The 18,845-nt window shown below is 42.5% G+C and carries 14 protein-coding genes; 11 read left to right on the top strand and 3 right to left on the bottom strand.

The annotated features are described in order from the left end of the window. Positions 1 to 394: 394 nt before the first annotated feature. The 4 genes from V7L31_RS10350 (at position 395) to V7L31_RS10335 (ending at position 5,142) form a co-directional block, all read left to right on the top strand. Positions 395 to 2,404: a DICT sensory domain-containing protein gene (locus tag V7L31_RS10350; protein ID WP_334696138.1), complete on the top strand. Its 2,010-nt coding sequence runs from the start codon at positions 395 to 397 to the stop codon at positions 2,402 to 2,404. Positions 2,405 to 2,614: 210 nt separating this feature from the next. After that, the gene (locus tag V7L31_RS10345) at positions 2,615 to 3,034 is read left to right on the top strand and encodes a photosystem I reaction center subunit II PsaD (RefSeq protein ID WP_334696137.1); all 420 of its coding nucleotides are present in this window, start codon (positions 2,615 to 2,617) and stop codon (positions 3,032 to 3,034) included. 155 nt (positions 3,035 to 3,189) lie between these two features. Further along, positions 3,190 to 4,719, top strand: coding sequence for an anthranilate synthase component I (gene trpE, locus V7L31_RS10340; RefSeq protein WP_334696136.1), 1,530 nt, complete (start codon positions 3,190 to 3,192; stop codon positions 4,717 to 4,719). A gap of 246 nt (positions 4,720 to 4,965) precedes the next feature. Further along, positions 4,966 to 5,142 (top strand): hypothetical protein, encoded by a 177-nt coding sequence (locus V7L31_RS10335; RefSeq protein WP_334696135.1) that lies wholly within the window; start codon positions 4,966 to 4,968, stop codon positions 5,140 to 5,142. 459 nt (positions 5,143 to 5,601) lie between these two features. Here the strand turns inward: V7L31_RS10335 and V7L31_RS10330 are convergent, their stop codons facing one another. Together V7L31_RS10330 and V7L31_RS10325 are read right to left on the bottom strand one after the other, a co-directional pair. Further along, a complete protein-coding gene (locus V7L31_RS10330; RefSeq protein ID WP_334696134.1) occupies positions 5,602 to 5,841 on the bottom strand; it encodes a hypothetical protein in 240 nt (79 codons plus the stop codon). A 65-nt stretch (positions 5,842 to 5,906) separates the two neighbouring features. After that, complete coding sequence (locus tag V7L31_RS10325; RefSeq protein WP_334696133.1) at positions 5,907 to 6,119, bottom strand: high light inducible protein; 213 nt, start codon at positions 6,117 to 6,119, stop codon at positions 5,907 to 5,909. Between the two features lie 536 nt (positions 6,120 to 6,655). On the opposite strand from V7L31_RS10325, the gene V7L31_RS10320 reads away from it, so the two are divergent. From V7L31_RS10320 to V7L31_RS10300, 5 genes are all read left to right on the top strand, one after another. Next, positions 6,656 to 7,618, top strand: coding sequence for an orange carotenoid protein N-terminal domain-containing protein (locus tag V7L31_RS10320; RefSeq protein ID WP_334696132.1), 963 nt, complete (start codon positions 6,656 to 6,658; stop codon positions 7,616 to 7,618). Between the two features lie 457 nt (positions 7,619 to 8,075). Beyond that, the gene (locus tag V7L31_RS10315; protein ID WP_334696131.1) at positions 8,076 to 9,284 is read left to right on the top strand and encodes a PDDEXK-like family protein; all 1,209 of its coding nucleotides are present in this window, start codon (positions 8,076 to 8,078) and stop codon (positions 9,282 to 9,284) included. Positions 9,285 to 9,372: 88 nt separating this feature from the next. Continuing rightward, complete coding sequence (locus V7L31_RS10310) at positions 9,373 to 11,172, top strand: asparagine synthetase B family protein (RefSeq protein WP_334696130.1); 1,800 nt, start codon at positions 9,373 to 9,375, stop codon at positions 11,170 to 11,172. A 443-nt stretch (positions 11,173 to 11,615) separates the two neighbouring features. Continuing rightward, positions 11,616 to 14,408: a beta strand repeat-containing protein gene (locus V7L31_RS10305; protein WP_334696129.1), complete on the top strand. Its 2,793-nt coding sequence runs from the start codon at positions 11,616 to 11,618 to the stop codon at positions 14,406 to 14,408. Positions 14,409 to 14,826: 418 nt separating this feature from the next. Then, positions 14,827 to 15,483 carry a pentapeptide repeat-containing protein gene (locus tag V7L31_RS10300; RefSeq protein WP_334696128.1) on the top strand — a complete coding sequence of 219 codons (657 nt, stop codon included), beginning with the start codon at positions 14,827 to 14,829 and terminating at the stop codon, positions 15,481 to 15,483. A gap of 283 nt (positions 15,484 to 15,766) precedes the next feature. Here the strand turns inward: V7L31_RS10300 and V7L31_RS10295 are convergent, their stop codons facing one another. Further along, a complete protein-coding gene (locus tag V7L31_RS10295) occupies positions 15,767 to 16,174 on the bottom strand; it encodes an NB-ARC domain-containing protein (RefSeq protein ID WP_334696177.1) in 408 nt (135 codons plus the stop codon). Between the two features lie 187 nt (positions 16,175 to 16,361). On the opposite strand from V7L31_RS10295, the gene V7L31_RS10290 reads away from it, so the two are divergent. Both V7L31_RS10290 and V7L31_RS10285 read left to right on the top strand, forming a co-directional pair. Then, positions 16,362 to 16,766 (top strand): hypothetical protein, encoded by a 405-nt coding sequence (locus V7L31_RS10290; RefSeq protein WP_334696127.1) that lies wholly within the window; start codon positions 16,362 to 16,364, stop codon positions 16,764 to 16,766. Between the two features lie 31 nt (positions 16,767 to 16,797). Beyond that, on the top strand, positions 16,798 to 18,845 hold a 2,048-nt coding region (locus V7L31_RS10285; protein ID WP_334696126.1), incomplete at its 3' end, for a WD40 repeat domain-containing protein.

Raw genomic sequence — 18,845 nt, 5'->3', positions numbered from 1 at the left:
ACTACTATCCCACATAGGTTTCAGCGATAGCGATCGCGTTGCGAAAAAAAATGGATAAAGTCGAGCTTAGTCGTGGGCTATGCAATCAATGATCCTTAAAACCATACAATAGTTAGTATTTTAGTATCATAGCTCCTGAAAAATTTTGCCCATACAGGCACATAGCAAAGTTGGTCAAGAATGTATATTGGGCGTAGTAGGTTGTCAATCAACCAATTAAGTTGTGTGTACTCCTCCTAGTTGGTAACGAAGTGTTGCGCCTGTTTTGGCGAAAAGCGCTTTTTTAGCGTTCTTTACATATTGCAACTGTCTATTTAACTTGAGAGCCCCTTGAAATTTGTACAATGCAGCTGTGACGTGGATCTGATCGAGGTTGAGCGTTTAACAATAATTCATGAGCATTTCGACTTCTGTGCTGAGTGATCTGCTAAAGTCCCTACCCTACTTGCGGCCCCAGCTATATTTTAAGGCTTCATTAACGGCGCTCTCCCACGCGATGGAAGATCAAGTTTTGGCTGGGACTTTAGTCCAACCCCTTGTAATTGCTAGTTTTCAGCGAGAGCGATTCTACCGCCAAGAAGCTCATCGCTACCAGCGACTTGCCTTGCGGAGTAATCAAATATACGTATTATCTGCTCCAGAAACGGATTTCACCAACAGTTCGGAACACTATGAAAAAGTGGCTTTTGAGCCAACGGATGGCTTAAGTCACGAGTGGCATTTGGTCGTGATTGCTGACAATTACGCTACTTGTCTGGTTTGCCGAGAAAACCTTAGTTCGATTGCTAAAAATAAGCAACTACCAGAACTAAGCCCTAATCTGGACATCGACACAGCGCGAAGATTTGAGGGAATTTGGACATCGGAAAGGGGAGTTAGCCTGAAAGCCGCCGAATTGCTGTTAGACAGGATTTTGGTTTACAGGCCAGAACTAGTAAGTAAAATTGAGGAGGCACGTCAGAGATTTGGCATCGGCCAGCCACGAAACTACTCTGGAGCAGAACAGGTCAATGAATATGCCTGTGACATTGATACAGATCCCTTTGTGCAGCGCTTAATAACTTATTTGCAAGCGAGTCAGTACAAATTGCACAAAGCCTATCGTTCCATTGCTGCCCAAGCACGAAAAGAACGATTAGTCAACTCTATTAGTACTGCCATTCGGCGATCGCTCGATCCTCACGAAGTTCTCCAGGTGGCGGCACAAGAATTAGGACAACACTTAGAAGCTTGTCGCTGTTTAATTTACCGCGCTCAAGCCGCAGATCGCCAAGCCATAATTGAACACGAGTTTTTGACGCCTGGTACTTTATCTGTTTGTGGGCAAATCTGGGAGTTAGAGAAAAATTCTCTATTTCGGGACATTGTGGAACAAGGCGAAGGTGTTTGTGTGAGCGATACGTTGAGCGATCCTCGCGTTACCAATTCGCCAGGACTTTCCATGATTGCCAAAAAGTTTGCCATTCGTTCTTGGTTGATGGAACCAGTCTTTTATCAGGGGCGATTATTGGGCATTGTGGAGTTACACTATTGCCGAATGCCACCGCACGAGTGCCAACCAGGGGAATTGGATTTGGTAGAAGCGATCGCCACCCAGGTAGGAGCTGCTCTCATTCAAGCGGAAGCTTACGCGAACCTAGAAGAACTTAACCAGCAGCTAGAAGCTCTAGACCGCACCCGCAGCAACCTTATAGCCATCACTGGACATGAACTGCGTACCCCCCTATCTACAATTCAAGTTTGCCTAGAAAGTCTCGCTAGTGAGCCGGATATGCCCTTAGAGTTGCAGCAGATCATGCTCAACACGGCTCTTTCCGACTCCGAGCGGATGCGAAAACTGGTACAAGATTTCCTCACACTTTCCAACCTGGAAAGCGGTCGAGTGCAATGGCATCCCGAATCCCTCAGCTTACAAGAGTGTATAGATTTATCACTCAGCCGAAATCGCACGCGTTCCTCAACGGAAAAGCCGCCCCAAATCAAAACTCAAATTGACGAAAACCTACCTCTGGTTAGAGCCGATGGTGATTGGCTAGTAGAAGTAATGGCAAAACTGATGGACAATGCTTGTAAATTTACGCCACCCCAAGGAGAAATCACCATTAAAGCGATTTACAACAGCCGTCAAATGGTTGAGGTAACTGTAGCTGACACTGGGCGCGGCATTGAACCGAATCGTTTAGAAATAGTTTTTGACCGCTTTTATCAAGAAGAGGGAGCGCTACGCCGCACCACTGGCGGCACTGGACTTGGTTTAGCCATTTGTCGTCAAATAGTTAATGGCTGGGGTGGAAAAATTTGGGCAGAGTCAACTGGCAAAGACCAAGGTAGTCAGTTTCACTTCACCATCCCGATTGTTCAGAATAGCCAAGAGGAAAAGCGGACAAAAGTTAAGAGTAGATAGGGATTGGGGACTGGGGACTGGGGATTGGGGACTGGGAATTGGGGATTGGGGACTGGGGACTGGTTTTTAACAAAGGACTAATGACCAATGACCAATGACCAATGACCAATGACTAAAAGACTAAAAACTGTTACAGTCTATAACGCGATCGCAATATGATCCTGGTTGCGGTGTTAGGATTCCCTAAAAACGTTGAGAGAATCAGACCCTATGACAGAAAAACTCTCTGGACAAACCCCGCTATTTGCTGGCAACACTGGTGGCTTGCTCAGAAAAGCGGAAGTAGAAGAAAAGTACGCTATCACCTGGACTAGCCCAAAAGAGCAAGTATTTGAATTACCTACAGGTGGTGCTGCTACTGCTCGGAAAGGCGAAAACCTGCTGTATTTAGCCCGCAAAGAACAAGGCATCGCTTTAGGTGGTCAACTCCGCAAACTCAAAATCACAGACTACAAAATTTATCGGATTTTGCCCAACGGAGAAACTACTTTAATTCACCCAGCTGATGGTGTCTTCCCCGAAAAGGTGAATGCAGGTCGTGAAAAAGTGCGTTATGTACCTCGCAGCATTGGGCAAAACCCCAATCCAGCACAACTCAAGTTCAGTGGTAAAGCTACCCACGACGTATAGGGACTAGGGGCTGGGGAGCAGAGGAGCAGAGGAGCAGAGGAGCAGAGGAGCAGGGGGAAGTTACAGCAAGTCTTTCCCCTCTGCCCCCCATCCCCTCTGCCTCTTGTGCCCTATGCCCCATGCCCCATCCCCAATCCCCAATCCCCTAGCAATTTATGGTATTCCCCGATTTCTCCGAATTTTCTCAGCTAGCTCTACAAGGCAACTTCGTCCCGGTATATCAAGAATGGGTAGCGGATTTAGATACGCCCGTATCTGCTTGGTATAAAGTCTGTGCAGGTCAGCCTTATAGCTTTTTGTTGGAATCCATAGAAGGCGGAGAAAAGCTGGGACGCTATAGTTTAGTGGGTTGCGATCCGGTGTGGGTTTTGGAAGCCAGGGGCGATCGCACCACCCAGAAAAACCGCGACGGTTCGCAGGTGGTTTTTGCAGGCGACCCTTTTACAGCTTTAGCTGAATGTTTAGCACCTTATCACCCCGTAAAATTACCGCAGTTGCCGCCAGGAATTGGCGGTTTGTTTGGGTTTTGGGGCTATGAATTGATTAACTGGATTGAGTCGCGTGTGCCTATTTATCCACCAGATGATCGAAATATCCCTGATGGATTGTGGATGCAGGTAGACCACCTATTGATTTTTGACCAGGTGAAGCGGAAAATTTGGGCGATCGCTTATGCTGATTTACGTGACCCGAATGTAGATTTACAGGCAGCATATCAACAAGCAGGCGATCGCGTCACCCAAATGCTCGAAAAGCTATCTTTACCTCTATCACCGGAAAAAACTAAATTAGAATGGAAACCGCCAGGGAGCAGAGGGGCAGAGGAGCAGGGGAGCAGAGGGGCAGAGGAGTATAAGAGTAACTTTACCCGCCCTGATTTTTGTGCCAGCGTCCAAAAGGCCAAAGACCATATTCAAGCAGGCGATATTTTTCAAGTAGTAATTTCTCAGCGACTATCAACAACATACACTGGCGACCCCTTTGCCCTTTACCGTTCCCTACGCCAGATAAATCCTTCGCCTTACATGGCTTACTTTAACTTCCAAGATTGGCAAATCATCGGTTCCAGTCCCGAAGTGATGGTGAAAGCCGAAATAGATTCAGATGGTGGAGTTATAGCAACGGTACGGCCAATTGCCGGCACACGTCCACGGGGTAAAACCACGAAGGAAGATGCAGCCTTCGCTGAGGATTTACTTCAAGACCCCAAGGAAGTTGCTGAACACGTCATGCTTGTGGATTTAGGGCGGAATGATTTGGGGCGTGTTTGTCAAAGTGGTAGCGTCAAAGTCGATGAATTAATGGTAGTTGAGCGCTACTCCCATGTGATGCACATTGTCAGCAATGTTGTGGGTAAATTAGCAGATGGTAAAACAGCATGGGATTTACTAAAAGCTTCCTTCCCAGCAGGTACGGTAAGCGGCGCACCTAAGATTAGGGCGATGGAAATTATTCACGAATTAGAGTCTAGTCGCCGGGGCGTTTATTCCGGTGTATATGGATATTACGATTTTGAAGGACAATTAAATACTGCGATCGCAATTCGCACAATGGTGGTGCATGATAATACGGTAAGCGTACAAGCTGGAGCGGGTTTGGTAGCTGACTCTGAGCCAGAGAAAGAATATGAAGAGACGCTAAATAAAGCTAGAGGTTTATTAGAGGCGATTCGTTCTTTGCGTTGAACTGGGGACTAGTACCGCAAGGCGGAATTAAAAATTAAAAATGAATAAGCTAAACCACATCTAGTTTGCATATCCAAAATTCATATCACTCTTGTGGAGTGGGCATCTTGCCATTGGTGTCAACTTAAGCTGGAAATAGCTTATCTGTTGGCTTCCATGCCCGCCCGGAAATAAATTTTTTTGGCTTTTAGCTCAAGTCTACTGAAGTAGACTGGAGATTTTTGGCTATATTTTAGTCATCTTCAGATGACTTTGGCTATGAGACGGGAATTTCAATTCCCGGCGGACAAGCGGTTTCGCGTTAAGTTGACACCAATGAGCCACATGAGCGCCCTAATTATGCAAGTTGAATGTGAAACAGCTTACAACCTAAGCGTTTCATTGATTTGGAATGGGTGGTTTATTTCTGCCGTGTTGTACTAGTATATACAAGCAGATCCCCGACTTCTCAAAGAATTCGGGGATCTTGTTTCTCACCATAATTCAGGATTGGTATAGTCAATTTCGCATACAATTAATTGCACACTGGTTTTTGTTGTTTAATTGCAAAACTGGACTTGATATAAGTACAGTAACGGTTCGATCTGCTGTATGAGAATCCAGTCCAGACTTTAAAAGTTGATATATCAATAATCTTCTATTTTGAATTACATAGGTTTTACTTTGAACTGCAAGATGTTTGGAAACAATTTGTGCTACTTCTAAGCCCACGTATCCACAATACCGTGACAAATTGGGAAGCTTTATAAATCCAATTAACATCGAAGTTTTTCCAAGGCTAAACAGAGTTTTTTAGAGATATTAAAAAGTGCAAAGAAGTCCTGGTATCCAAATCCAAGACCTCCGTTAAATTTACAACACGCTAGTAATGAACAAACTGGTTCATCCCAATTGGCTGAAGTATGTCGCCCAAATAATTCCAGTTACTCCAACGGCAATTAAAAGGTTAGTGAAAAATCTACCGAACTCAATTTCTTGTCCTAGTCCCTTGTCGTCTTGACCGACTGTAAAAAACAATGACCAGGCCTGATTTGCATTGATAGTCTCAAAGTTGTTGAAATCAGGTCTAAAAACGACGGCCCCAATCAAATCTTTATTGGGATAATCAAAATCAGTTTTCATAAGTTTGCCTCTAAATTGGTTTATTCGTCAAGTGAAGAAAATTCATAAATCTCAAAATGTCTTCTCTAAAGGCTGGTTAGCCATCCAATCAAACCGTGTCCGGTGAGAACTTCTAAAGCGATGAGTGAGACAAAGCCAATCATTGCCAAACGACCATTGAATTTTTCGGCATATTTGGTAAAGCCTACTCGTGGGGTTTCATCAACATAAACTTTAGGTTTGATCGCAAATCTGTTAAGTTGACCTCGTTCGTTAATGGTAAAACCTTTACTTGTCATCTTTTATTCTTTGTTTGTGTCGTTATATGAACTAATGTTAATGATTGTAAATATTTTTTGCAACCACTTGACTTGGTAACAAAAGTAGTGATAGCCGTACAAAGTAAGTACGGTATTTCAGATTTGTACGAGAAGCGATCGCTTTTGCAAGTGAATACACATAAAAGCACCAATTACGCTTAATTTAACTTCAGCAAAACTTATCAAATTTATAAATAGAAGTTATTAATATATAGCTGAGAAAGTATTGCTTATTTGTAACGGAATTGTTATGTTTCTTTACATAAAGATACAAAAGCAATGTCAATGCGTTAAACCACTGTTAATCAAGGCTTTCTAACTATGCAGTTGAGCCTGCAATGTGATTTGCCGAGTATCTAAACTCAACGGCAACAACATCGCTATGCCTTTAGTAGAGCTATGTCTACAATGGGCTGTTCAGTGATGCAAAGACTGCTGAGTGCCTTGATTAACAGCTAAACGCCTTATCTTTTCACATTCGGTAGAACTGTAATTTTCTTTTGGGAATTTCTGCTATGTCTTTTACCATCCAGTCGGCTCAAAGTATTTTTCCCGGCACCCTAGTTGCTGACGTTGTTCCAACCGTTGTTGAATCATTCTCTAAGCTCAATGCTGAAGATCAACTAGCACTACTCTGGTTTGCCTATACCGAGATGGGTAGAAGTATTACGGTTGCTGCTCCAGGAGCAGCTAATATGATCCTCGCACAAGGCTTACTCGAACAAATTAAGCAGATGCCTTTTGAGGCTCAAACACAAGTCATGTACGATTTAGCTAACCGTGCTGACACTCCTCTCTGTCGTTCTTATGCGTCCTTCACCGTAAACATTAAATTGGGCTTCTGGTATCAGTTAGGTGAATGGATGGCTCAGGGAATCGTTGCTCCAATCCCAGAAGGTTACAAGCTTTCTCCCAAAGCTGCTGATGTGTTGCAAGCCATTCGTAGTGCAGATTCCGGTCAACAAATCACAATCCTACGCAATACCGTAATTAGCATGGGATTTGACCCGAACGCTCCTGGTAGTTACAAAAAAGTCTCAGAGCCAGTGTCTCCTCCGACTGCACCAGCGTTTCGGACTAAAGTCACCATCGAGAGCATCGACAATACTACGGTGTTGGGCTATATCAACAACATGAATGCCAATGACTTTGATGCTGCGGTTTCTCTGTTTCGTTCTGAAGGTGCCTTGCAACCTCCCTTTGAAAGACCGATTGTTGGTCAAGACGCAATCCGCGCCTATATGCGTGAAGAATGCCAGGGATTAAAGATGATCCCAGAGCGCGGTGTATCTGAGCCTGTGGAAGATGGCTATACCCAAATTAAAGTTACAGGCAAAGTCCAAACCCCTTGGTTCGGTGCTAGCGTGGGAATGAATATTGCATGGCGGTTTTTGCTAGACCCCCAAGGCAAAATCTTCTTTGTCGCGATTGACTTGCTGGCTTCTCCGAAAGAACTCCTGAACCTAGTACGTAAATAGAGCGCTAGATTAGTCGCTGCTCCGTAGGGTGGGTACTAGCCATAACCTAAAAATAAGGATTCAAGCAAAAGGTAAGCAATGCCCACCCTAAAAAATTGCTGCGATCGCTCTTGAAAGCTAACTAAGGAACGTAGATTAAATAAAATGCAAAACTTCATCCTGTCTCTAGCTTCCTTCTCCAATATATCGGAGAGGGATTGAGGGTGAGGTAAATTAGGGAAATAAATTGTATGTTATTTAATTCTTATTCCTATTTGGATTTTAGATTTTGCTGATATCCTTTGGCGTTAGCGAGTCTGTGAGTGCCTGGGGATTTACCTCATGAGCGACTGCGTAGCAAGTTTAATTTTACTTTTCCAATTAGAGTGTCTATTTCTTAATCTACAAGAGTAACTTTTGCTGCATTTCTGGGAATAATACAGCTGTCGTACCAGTAAAAAATTCAGTAGTAATGACAATGCCCCCCACAGAACGAGCATTGCTGGAAAGTTTGATTGTTGATAATGAAGACTTAGAAAAACTGGAATTAAAACTCGCTCAATTTAATATTTTTGAAGCGATTGGTGTAGTTCGTCAAGAATTACGTCATTCAAATTTTTTAGCATTTCTGTTAAATCCATCTGAAAACCATAGACTTGATGATATTTTTCTCAAGCGATTTCTTAAGCTAGTACTGTTAGAAGAGTATGAGCCTACAGACGAAAAATATACAAAAGTTAGTCCCGTTGATATAGATATAGCTGATTTCACAGATGCAGATGTTAGACGCGAGTGGCAAAACATTGATATTCTCATACATTCTCCGCGCAATAAACTAGTATGTGCCATAGAAAATAAAATTGACGCTGAAGAAGGTATGGATCAATTAATAAAATATCAAAATACTGTTGAGCAAGAATTTAAAGATTGTCAAGCAATTTTAATTTATTTAACACCAGAAGGCAATCCACCTTCTAAGAAAAATTGGAGAATATATAACTATTCTAAAATAGCTGAGATAATCGATAGCATTTGCATAAGTTATAAATCTACAGTTGGTACAGATGTTTACACTTTGATGACTCATTATTCTACATTAATTAGGAGACATATTGTGAGTGATTCAGAAGTCGCTGAACTTTGCCGTAAAATATACACTAAGCATAAACAAGCCCTAGATTTAATTTTTGAGCATCGTCCAGACTTACAATCAGAAATTGCTACAAGAATTCACGAATTACTAATTCGAGAGATTGACTCTCAAAAAATATCTGTACATTTTTGGAGTAAGGGATACATAGGCATCATCCCTAAAAAATGGGAAGAGAATAATTTACCCTTGAGTTTCCAATTTGAAAATTCTCCTCAACGCTTAATAGTAAAAATGCTAATTTATGAGAATAAGGATAAATTCATCCGCGAAAAAATACATGATATATCCCAGAAGAATATACATCTTTTTAAGAAGAAAACTTTAACACCAAAATTTACAACTATTTACACAAAATCTGTTCTCAGTTATAAAGATTATGAAGATGCTGATATTGAGGAATTAATGAATAAAGTGCAGGATTGTTGGCGACACTTTATTAAAAATGACTTTGTAACTATCGAGAATTTAATTAATACAAATATAGATGAGATAATTTGTAAAGATATCTCCGTTTATCCTGAAGATAAAGTTTAGCGATCGCATCAATCTTACCTTACAAAGAGCGATCGCTCAAAAATCCATTAATGCTTTAAAATTACTGATTATGCGTTAGAAATTTCTCATGCTATTTGATGCGTTTAAAAAATATAAATCTCCTAAAATCCAATTCATCAAGACTAACCCAAGCTGGCGCGTAGCATGGGGAACAGTTGATGCAAATTATGAGGATATAGCTTGGCGAGATGAGAAAATTTCTGTAATTATATCACGTACAAATTCTGAATTTCCGACGGAGAAATTAGCAATCAGTTCTGGAGGACGATTTGTTGTTGTTGGTGATATTTGGTTAACTAACCAAGTGCAATTGCTGCAAAATTTGGGAATTGAACCGGATAGCTTTCAAGGAAATTATCTGCAACTGGTTGCTAATCTTTGGGAACGATGGGGCAATGAAAGTCTTAGGCAACTTGTGGGGATGTTTGCGCTGGTGATTTGGGATAGAGACAAACAGGTGTTAAAGTTGGTTCGCGATCGCATCGGTGTTCGTACCCTGTATTACACTACCACTGGTTCGGTTCGTTGGATTGCACCTCAACTAAGAACTTTATCACCCCACCGTTCATCTGATTTAGATTTGGTAGCGTTGCGAGATTATCTTTGTTGTGCCTTTGTTCCCGGAGAACGAACCCTTTGGGAACAGGTGCGAGAACTGCGACCTGGAACCGTTTTAGAATTTCCCGACCAGAAAGTTGAAGCTTATTGGCAGCTTCAAGAAAAAATTATAGCAATAGATAAGCCTTTAGCATGGCATGGCGATCGCTTGCGAGAACTTCTAGACCAAGTTGTTCAAGAATATTTACCATCGGCAAATGAACCCGTTGGTGTTTTCCTTTCTGGTGGTTTGGATTCTAGCAGTATCACTGCTTTAGTAGCAAAATTTCACAAAGCACCAGTTCACACCTTCTCGATTCATTTTGGTGCGGAATGTCCCAATGAGTTAGAATTTTCCAATCTTGTTGCATCTCATTGTCAGACGCAGCACCACATTTTAGAAATTACTTTTAAGGATATGTGGGAGCGCTTACCAGAAACAATGGCCTATTTAGATGACCCCATTGGCGACCCCCTGACTGTTCCCAACCTTTTACTGGGACGACTTGCAAGAGAAAGCGTAGAAGTAGTTTTAAATGGTGAAGGTGGCGACCCTTGTTTTGGTGGGCCAAAAAATCAGCCAATGTTAATCAATAGTTTATATGGTTCTGTCACCAATCAAGATGCATTGCAAGCTTATTTAATTTCCTTTCAAAAGTGCGCTGTTGACTTACCGCAACTTTTAAAACCAGAAGTTTGGCAAGCAATACAAACAGCACCTTGGGTTTTTGAAGAAGACTTATATTCTCAAGCTAACTATCTTAATCGTTTGATGGCAATGAACATCAAATTTAAGGGCGCTGACCAAATTCTGACGAAAGTCAGTAACTTGACTCAAGCTGCTCGTTTGCAAGGTCGTTCTCCCTTGTTTGACCAGCGAATAGTAGATTTAAGTATGGAGATACCTCCAAAGTATAAGCTTTCTGGTGTAGAAGAAAAAGCAGTTTTAAAGCAGGCGATTACCTATGGTACATCTTCTCTAGGAGATGCTGCGCGATCGACAATCGCAGATATTTTACCAGAAACAATTATTCATCGTCCCAAAAGTGGCATGATGGTACCGGTGCAATTAGGATTTCGCAAATATTGGCAGCAAGAAGCCAGAGATTTATTACTCAATCGGAATGCAGCTATCACTCCTTACTTAAACCAGTTGCCAATTCGTAATTGGTTAAACTATCAAGGAGATACTTGGAGTCGTTATGGAGTAAAGCTGTGGTTGCTTGCTAGTTTAGAAATTTGGCTACAAGTAAATCAAAAAGGGCAGTAGTGAAAGCAACAAAAGAATAGGCTGATGCTATCAGTGTTGAGCAAGGAGAAATACTCAGTACTGATTACTAACAAATGAGTTCGCCATGATTGCAATAATTTAGCATTGTCACGCCAGCGTAAAGCACCGCAAATTTTTGGTGGATGAAGTTTTTCCAACTTGTGTGTACACCATAGCCTCGCTTGCTAGGAGGGTTTAGGGGTGGGGTTCTTGTACCTCACAGGGGCCGAGAACCTCTGTAAATACGCATAAATAATTAGAATTGGCATGATATTAGTTGTAATATCATGTCCGCTAAATTACTCATAAAACAACTACCCCTAACCCCTTGTTAAGGGCAGGGGAAACAAAGCATAGCTTTGGCGGGGTGGGATTCTCCAGGTTTAATAAGTAATCCAACAGACATGATATAAAATGCTAATTTTGCTACAAGGAAATCTCAAATGGCTCCTACTATTTTGACAGTCAATACCACAGCCGATCAAAATGATGGCAGTAGTGCTAATGGGCTATCTCTGCGGGATGCGATTTTAATTGCCAATGCAAACCCCAATACTGACTATGAAATCCAGTTAACAGGAGGAGCCACTTACAACCTCACATCGAACGGGATTAATGAAGATAATGCCCTCACCGGAGATTTAGATATTAAAAGTCGCAATAATGTACTTTATATTGTGGCGGTTGGTGGACAAAAAGCAACTATTGATGCTTCAGGTTTATTAAATAGCGATCGCGTCTTTGATGTCCTGACTGGAGGAGAATTAAGCTTACAGAATTTAGTAGTTAAAGGAGGAGCCATTTCCGGTAAAAATGGTGGAGGAATTCAAGTTGCTTCGACAGGCTTTTTGGACTTATACAATACGACCGTCAGTAACAATAGTGCCGAGAATGGAGGTGGTATCTATAACGCCGGCGATGCCCACTTGCGTAACGGCAGTACAGTTAGTAACAATAGCGTCAGTGGAACGGTTCCTGATGGTGGTGGTATAGATAACGCTGGCACATTGACTGTGATTGACTCCACAATTAGTAATAATAATGGTGCTACTTTTGGTGGTGGTATATACAATTCTAAAACACTTACCTTAATCAATACGACGGTGAGTGGCAATACTGCTAATACAGGCGGTGGGATAAGCAACAAATTTAGTAATGCTTCAGCCGCCTTAGTCAATACTACAGTCAGTGGTAATAGTGCGACTTTGGGTGGTGCTGGTGGTGTAAGTAACGACAGTGGAATAATTAATCTATTGAACAGTACCGTTACTAATAACACTTTTTCCGGCATTCTGGGTTATGCCGGTGGAGTTAGCAATAGCACCGGGACTGTAAATCTCAAGAATACGATTGTAGCTGGAAATTTGTCTCTTGATGGCAGGCTTCAGTTATACCCCGATCTCTCTGGCACATTCAATGGCAATAATAATAACCTAATTGGCACTCTAGCTGGAGCCAGTGGAACTGTAGGCACTGGTACAGATATTGTCAACCCTAACCCCGGACTTGGCCCCTTACAAAACAATGGCGGACTCACCCTTACCCATGCCCTCCTGACTGGTAGCCCAGCCATTAACGCCGGCAACAACAACTTGATTCCTGTTGATACACAAGACCTTGACGGCGATGGCAACACTTCAGAACCCATTCCCTACGACGAACGAGGCTTGGCACGGGTTGTTGGCGGTACGGTTGATATTGGCGCATTTGAAGTACAAGCAGCCACCTTACCAACCCTCAGCATCAACGATATTAGCGTTACCGAAGGCAATACAGGTACAACCAACGCCACCTTTACTGTCACTCTCTCCGCCGCTAGTACCTCTGCTGTCACAGTTAACTATGCTACTGCTAACGGCACAGCTACATCAGGTAGTGATTACACCGCCACCACTGGTACATTAACTTTCAACCCCGGAAATACCAGTAAAACCCTCACTGTTGCCGTTACTGGGGATACAATATTTGAACCGAACGAAACCTTCTTCGTCAATCTCAGCAACGCCACTAATTCCACCATTGCCGATAATCAAGGGCTGGGAACCATACTCAATGATGATGCCAATCTTCCCACACTTTCCATCAATGACATCACTGTTGTCGAAGGGCAAACCCCGCAAGCTATCTTAACTGTCACCCTCAGCAGTGCATCTAGTCAAGCAGTCACAGTTAACTACGCTACAACCCCTGGTACTGCCACTGCTAACACAGACTATACCAGTCGCAGTGGTACTTTGACTTTTGCGGCGAATACTACCACTGCCACAATTACTGTTCCCATCCTGAATGATAATCTCAACGAAGCCAACGAAACTTTTAGTGTTAACCTTTCTAGCCCTACCAATGCAGCTTTACAAAAAGCTAGTGGAACTGTCACCATTACTGACACCTTACAAGCTAGTACCACAACAACCTTAGCTGCTGGTGTCGAAAATTTAACTCTGACTGGAACCAGCAATATTAATGGCACTGGCAATAATGGCAATAATATATTGACGGGTAATAGTGGCAATAATATATTGACAGGTGGTACGGGGGATGATACTTATGCATTCAATGCTTCTACCCCACTAGGTAGCGATCGCATTCAAGAAACCACCACAGGCGGCAATGATTCTTTAAATTTTAGTGGTACTAGCACAGATACACGAGTCAATTTAGGTATCGCTACCACCCAGACGGTCAATAGTAACTTGAAATTGACCCTATCAGCTAATAATGTTATTGAAAATGTGATTGGTGGTAATGGTAGCGATCGCTTGATTGGCAATAGCCTCAATAATACCCTGAATGGGGGGACTGGTAATGATGTGTTAACAGGTGGAAGTGGGGCAGATACTTTAATCGGTGGGTCTGGAAATGATATTCTTACTGGTGGGGCAGATAGCGATCGCTTTTTGTATAGTAGCGGACGAGCTTTTGTTAGTAGTGATTTCGGTAGCGATATCCTGACTGATTTTACCTCTGGAAGCGATAAGTTAGTATTCAGTAAAAGTACTTTTACTGCTTTGAGTAGTATTGTCGGTAATGGATTGAGTCAAGTTTCTGATTTTACTACTGTAGACGATGATGATTTAGCTGCAACCAGCAATGCTTTCCTGGTTTACAGTCGCAGTAGTGGCAGTCTCTACTATAACCAAAATGGCAATGCAGCAGGCTTAGGAACTGGAGCCGAATTGATCAATCTCCTGAATATTCCCACCTTGACAACGACTGATTTCACGATTGTTACCTGAGTGGAATCATACAGCAGAATTCAGGAGTCAGAATTAGTGAGTTCAGAAGTCAAGACAGTCACTACCAAAACGACCAAAACTGTTTGACTCCTGATACCAATTCTCTGTAAACCTGCACATTATTTTGACCCTTCCCAACCTCTCCTTACTCAGGGGAGGTGTCGCAAGGGGTGGGGTTTTTTCTATACATTTTAATACAGAATTGGTATGACTCCTGTTGTATGAATATTTCCTGACTTATGTCAGCATTTTTTGTTTTAAAAAACACTGAAAAAGCGTATTTTCAGGTGATTGGCGATTTTGTACCTATTTATTTTTGATTATTTACTGAGCTGATCTCCATTTGGGGTGTACTCTCAATATACGGTAACTATCACACTCGACCTTTGAGATAAATGTACACCCAGAGGTGAATACCATGAACAATTATGCCCAACAACAGGAATTTATATTAGGTCAGATCACAAATAAATATTTTCAGCGTCGAGATTTCAGTGGATGTGACTTGAGTGGAATCGACCTGAAAGGAATTGATTTAAGTGGTATTAACTTTATCGGAGCGGATTTACGCGGTGCAAATTTGTCTGGCTGTGTTCTGACTCGTGCTAATTTAAGTGGCGCAAATCTGATGCAAGCTAGCTTATGTGAAGCTAATTTGTATGAAGCATCTTTGTGTGAAGCCAATTTGACTAATGCTGATTTAAAAGGAGCAAATTTGTGCGGAACTTTTTTATGGCGCGTGAAATTTACAGCTAGTAATCTTTGGGGTGCTTCTTTGTGTGATGTGGATTTGAGAGAAGCAGACTTAAGTGAAGCCAAATTAATTGAAGCATCGCTGATTGAAGCTAACTTAAGTTTTGCAAATCTCGCAGGAGCAAATCTTGCAGGAGCAAAATTACTAGAAGCTAATTTGACTGAGGCTAATTTAACTGGTGCAGATTTGACATGGGCAAATTTAACCAAGGCAAACTTGAGTAAGGCAAATCTTTGGAAGACAAATCTGATTTATGCAAAGTTCCGGGATACGATTATGCCTGATGGCACGATTGAGCAACCTCAGATAGTTATTTATTAGTTAGGAGTAGCCTATTACCCTTGGGGCGATCGCCGCATTTCTCACAAGCTCAAGGCGTTTGATGGAGTAGAAGAGAAGTAATGAGTAATGAGTAATGAGTAATAAGTAATGAGTAATGAGTAAAAACTTCTTACTTCTTACTTCTTACTTTTCCCCGGCACTCGCACAGGCTTTAAGAGGTGTCGTGAGAAATCCGGCGATCGCACTTTCTATTAACCAACTGCGATCGCACTAAAAATTAAAGTGGGAGTTGTGGCGATCGCTTGGGTGAGTAAATAAAAGTTTAAGATTGCAGTACCCCTTGTTCTACTTTTGTTAACTCAATTTTCATATAATTAGGGCGATACTTTGCCATCGAAGCCGCATCTAAGACTGTTTCAAAGTTATCTAAAACTAATAGACATCGGTAAGTACGCAGATAATGGATCAGCAAATCGATGTCGGGTGTAGTTTCTTGCTGATTGGATAAAAATGATCCTAATTCAGTTAAAAGGCTGTTTCCTGGCGGAGTGTACTGTAGCGATCGCCAAATCACATACTCAAACTGATCTTGAACTGATATTGCTAATTTAGTGGCTAAAGTCGTTTTCCCAACGCCGCCTATACCGAAGATTGTAAGCAAGCGACAGCCATCTTGTAAAATCCATGACTTTAGCTGCGTTAGTTCTTGTGAGCATCCATAATTAGTAATTCAGGATGTTTCAGCCCCTCTCCAACGCGGAGAGGGGTTGGGGAGAGGTTCATCAAACTCAGGTTAATTCAGTTAAAACTTGATCAAAACTTGGGGTGCAGTACTTTATTTGCGTAATACACCCTATTTTTGCTGTATGTTTCTTAGATACATCGAATTGCTCTTGTAAACTTATTGAAAATTAACTATGGAACCTATTTCTCTGATTATTGCTGCTTTAGGTGCTGGTGCGATCGCGGCTGCTAAAGATACCGCCGGAACAGCCGTGAAGGATGCCTATCAGGGTTTGAAGGCTTTGATTAAGAAAAAATTGGAAGGTGATGTTCTGGGACAAGCGATGGTAGATGCCAAACCCGAAGAAATTAAGCAAGCTGAAGGTTTATTAAAAGACAAAATTACCAAAGCTGGTGCCGATCAAGATGCAGCAATTATTCAAGCGGCTCAAGAGTTACTTAATCAAGTCAAAGAACAGCCCGGTGGACAGCAGATTATTACCCAAAATATCAGTAATGTCAAATATGCCGCTACTTCTGGTTCTGGTAATGCAAGTATTAGTGGCATCAATGAACAAGGCACATCGAAAGAGGACTGAGACTGTAACTTAATTAATCAGGGTAGATGTTATGTCTAAGCAAGGCGAGATCCAGCAACGTGTTACAGAGAGTGAATACGCTGCTACCTCTGCGACTGGTAATGCAACTATCACTATTACCAATTACTACTATCGAGAAGAAACAAAATTAGTCCCGTCTGATTCTACCGACGCTGCTGATGAATCTCTCCCTTGCCCTTATCGCGGTTTGTTTTATTTTAGTCCCGATGATACGGAGTTTTTCTTTGGACGTGAGGTATTTGTAGAAGAACTGTTCGCTGCTACTCAAACCCGTAATTTTATCCCGGTGTTGGGTGCGTCGGGAAGCGGAAAATCTTCGGTGGTGTTGGCGGGATTAGTCCCTAAGTTACAAAAACAAGGTTATTGGAAGTTTACCCACTTCCGTCCTGGTTCAGAACCATTCCAAGCTTTGGCTGAGTCCCTGGTTCCCCTTTACGAGCCTAATCAAAATGCTACTGAGCAAATGCTTCAAGCTCGTAAGTTAGCTGAATACTTTGCCAATGGTTCTGTTCCTCTGCAAGATGTTTTCTCCAAAATTAAAGGGAATTATCCCAATCATCGGGTATTGTTGATTGCCGACCAATTTGAAGAACTTTATACTTTGTGTGCGGATCAGAAAGTTCGCCGTGGTTTCCTAGATACCTTATTAGCTTGCTTTCAATCTGGCCCTGACAATAATAGTGTGCTGGTTGGAACCATGCGGGCGGATTTCTTGGGGAATCTCCTCTCTTATCGTCCACTTGCAGATGTGTTGCAAAATGCTGACATCAAGCTGGCACCGATGAATCGTGATGAACTTTCACAGGTGATTGAAAAGCCTGCTGGAAAGTTGGGGGTAACATTTCAAGATGGACTAGTGGAACGCATTTTGGATGATGTGGAAGATGAACCGGGGAATTTACCTCTTTTAGAGTTTGCATTAACAGAGTTGTGGAAACGACGAACGGGTAAACAGTTAACTCATGCAGCTTATGAGGAAATTGGTGAGGTAAAAGGTGCATTAGCTCGTCATGCAGATGAGAATTACGCTAAGTTGAGCGCCACTGAAAAAGAACAGGTGCGGCGAATTTTTATTCAATTAGTGCATCCGGGGGAAGGAACGGAGGATACGCGACGACTAGCGACGAAAGCCGAATTGGGTGAAGCCAGATGGGAATTGGTGAAGCAGTTGGCGGATAATCGATTAGTTGTCACCAGTCAAAATTCTGCTAACCAAGAGACAGTAGAAGTTGTCCATGAAGCATTAATCCGTAATTGGGGTGAACTTCGGCAATGGATGAATGCAGACCGTAGCTTTCGGGCTTGGCAAGACCGTTTGCGCTCCGCAATGTATCAATGGGAACAGACGCAACGGGATGAAGGGGCATTGTTGCGGGGTGCAGCGTTGGTGGAGGGGGAAGAAAAGCTAAAACAACGGCGAGAGGATACTAGCGCAGCCGAGCAAGAGTTTATTCAAGCTAGTGTGGAATTGCGAGATAGGGAACAAAAGCAACGGGAACGCAGAAAACGGCTGACTTTTTACGGATTGGCAGGGGGTTTGGTGTTAGCTTTGGGTTTATCTGGACTAGCGGGTATAGGCTGGGGGAATGCCGAAATCAGTCAAATTAATGCCTTTGCCCAAAGTTCCGATGGGTTTTTGGGTTTAGATGGGCGAAAAGCTGTCGAATCAAGCGTCAAAGCTGCTGTCAAAATGCGAGGTAAATTCTGGGTTGATGCGGATACCCGCACCCAGGTAAAACTGGCATTATTAAATACAGTTCACAATGTTGCCGCACCTAACACCTTGGGAGGACACGCAAACTCGGTTTATGGCATCAGCTTCAGTCCCGATGGCAAGATGCTAGCTTCTGCCAGTGGTGACAAGACGGTGAAACTGTGGGATACCACCACTGGTAAAGAAATCAAAACCCTTACTGGGCATACAAACGAGGTTAATGGCATCAGCTTCAGTCCCGATGGCAAAATGCTAGCTTCTGCCAGTGGTGACAAGACGGTGAAACTGTGGGATACCACCACTGGTAAAGAAATCAAAACCCTTACTGGGCATACAAACGAGGT

The organism is Nostoc sp., from assembly GCF_036916655.1.
Taxonomy (GTDB): Bacteria; Cyanobacteriota; Cyanobacteriia; order Cyanobacteriales; family Nostocaceae; genus Nostoc.
The sequence above is the reverse complement of the archived record's forward strand: the minus strand, read 5'-3'. Positions and strand labels throughout refer to the sequence as shown.

What these genes read in the sequence shown, in the direction of transcription:
- V7L31_RS10350 (WP_334696138.1), top strand. Translation starts at nt 395, where the DNA reads ATGAGCATTTCGACTTCTGTGCTGAGTGATCTGCTAAAGTCCCTACCC.
- V7L31_RS10345 (WP_334696137.1), top strand. Translation starts at nt 2,615, where the DNA reads ATGACAGAAAAACTCTCTGGACAAACCCCGCTATTTGCTGGCAACACT.
- trpE (WP_334696136.1), top strand. Translation starts at nt 3,190, where the DNA reads ATGGTATTCCCCGATTTCTCCGAATTTTCTCAGCTAGCTCTACAAGGC.
- V7L31_RS10335 (WP_334696135.1), top strand. Translation starts at nt 4,966, where the DNA reads ATGACTTTGGCTATGAGACGGGAATTTCAATTCCCGGCGGACAAGCGG.
- V7L31_RS10330 (WP_334696134.1), bottom strand. Translation starts at nt 5,841, where the DNA reads ATGAAAACTGATTTTGATTATCCCAATAAAGATTTGATTGGGGCCGTC.
- V7L31_RS10325 (WP_334696133.1), bottom strand. Translation starts at nt 6,119, where the DNA reads ATGACAAGTAAAGGTTTTACCATTAACGAACGAGGTCAACTTAACAGA.
- V7L31_RS10320 (WP_334696132.1), top strand. Translation starts at nt 6,656, where the DNA reads ATGTCTTTTACCATCCAGTCGGCTCAAAGTATTTTTCCCGGCACCCTA.
- V7L31_RS10315 (WP_334696131.1), top strand. Translation starts at nt 8,076, where the DNA reads ATGCCCCCCACAGAACGAGCATTGCTGGAAAGTTTGATTGTTGATAAT.
- V7L31_RS10310 (WP_334696130.1), top strand. Translation starts at nt 9,373, where the DNA reads ATGCTATTTGATGCGTTTAAAAAATATAAATCTCCTAAAATCCAATTC.
- V7L31_RS10305 (WP_334696129.1), top strand. Translation starts at nt 11,616, where the DNA reads ATGGCTCCTACTATTTTGACAGTCAATACCACAGCCGATCAAAATGAT.
- V7L31_RS10300 (WP_334696128.1), top strand. Translation starts at nt 14,827, where the DNA reads ATGAACAATTATGCCCAACAACAGGAATTTATATTAGGTCAGATCACA.
- V7L31_RS10290 (WP_334696127.1), top strand. Translation starts at nt 16,362, where the DNA reads ATGGAACCTATTTCTCTGATTATTGCTGCTTTAGGTGCTGGTGCGATC.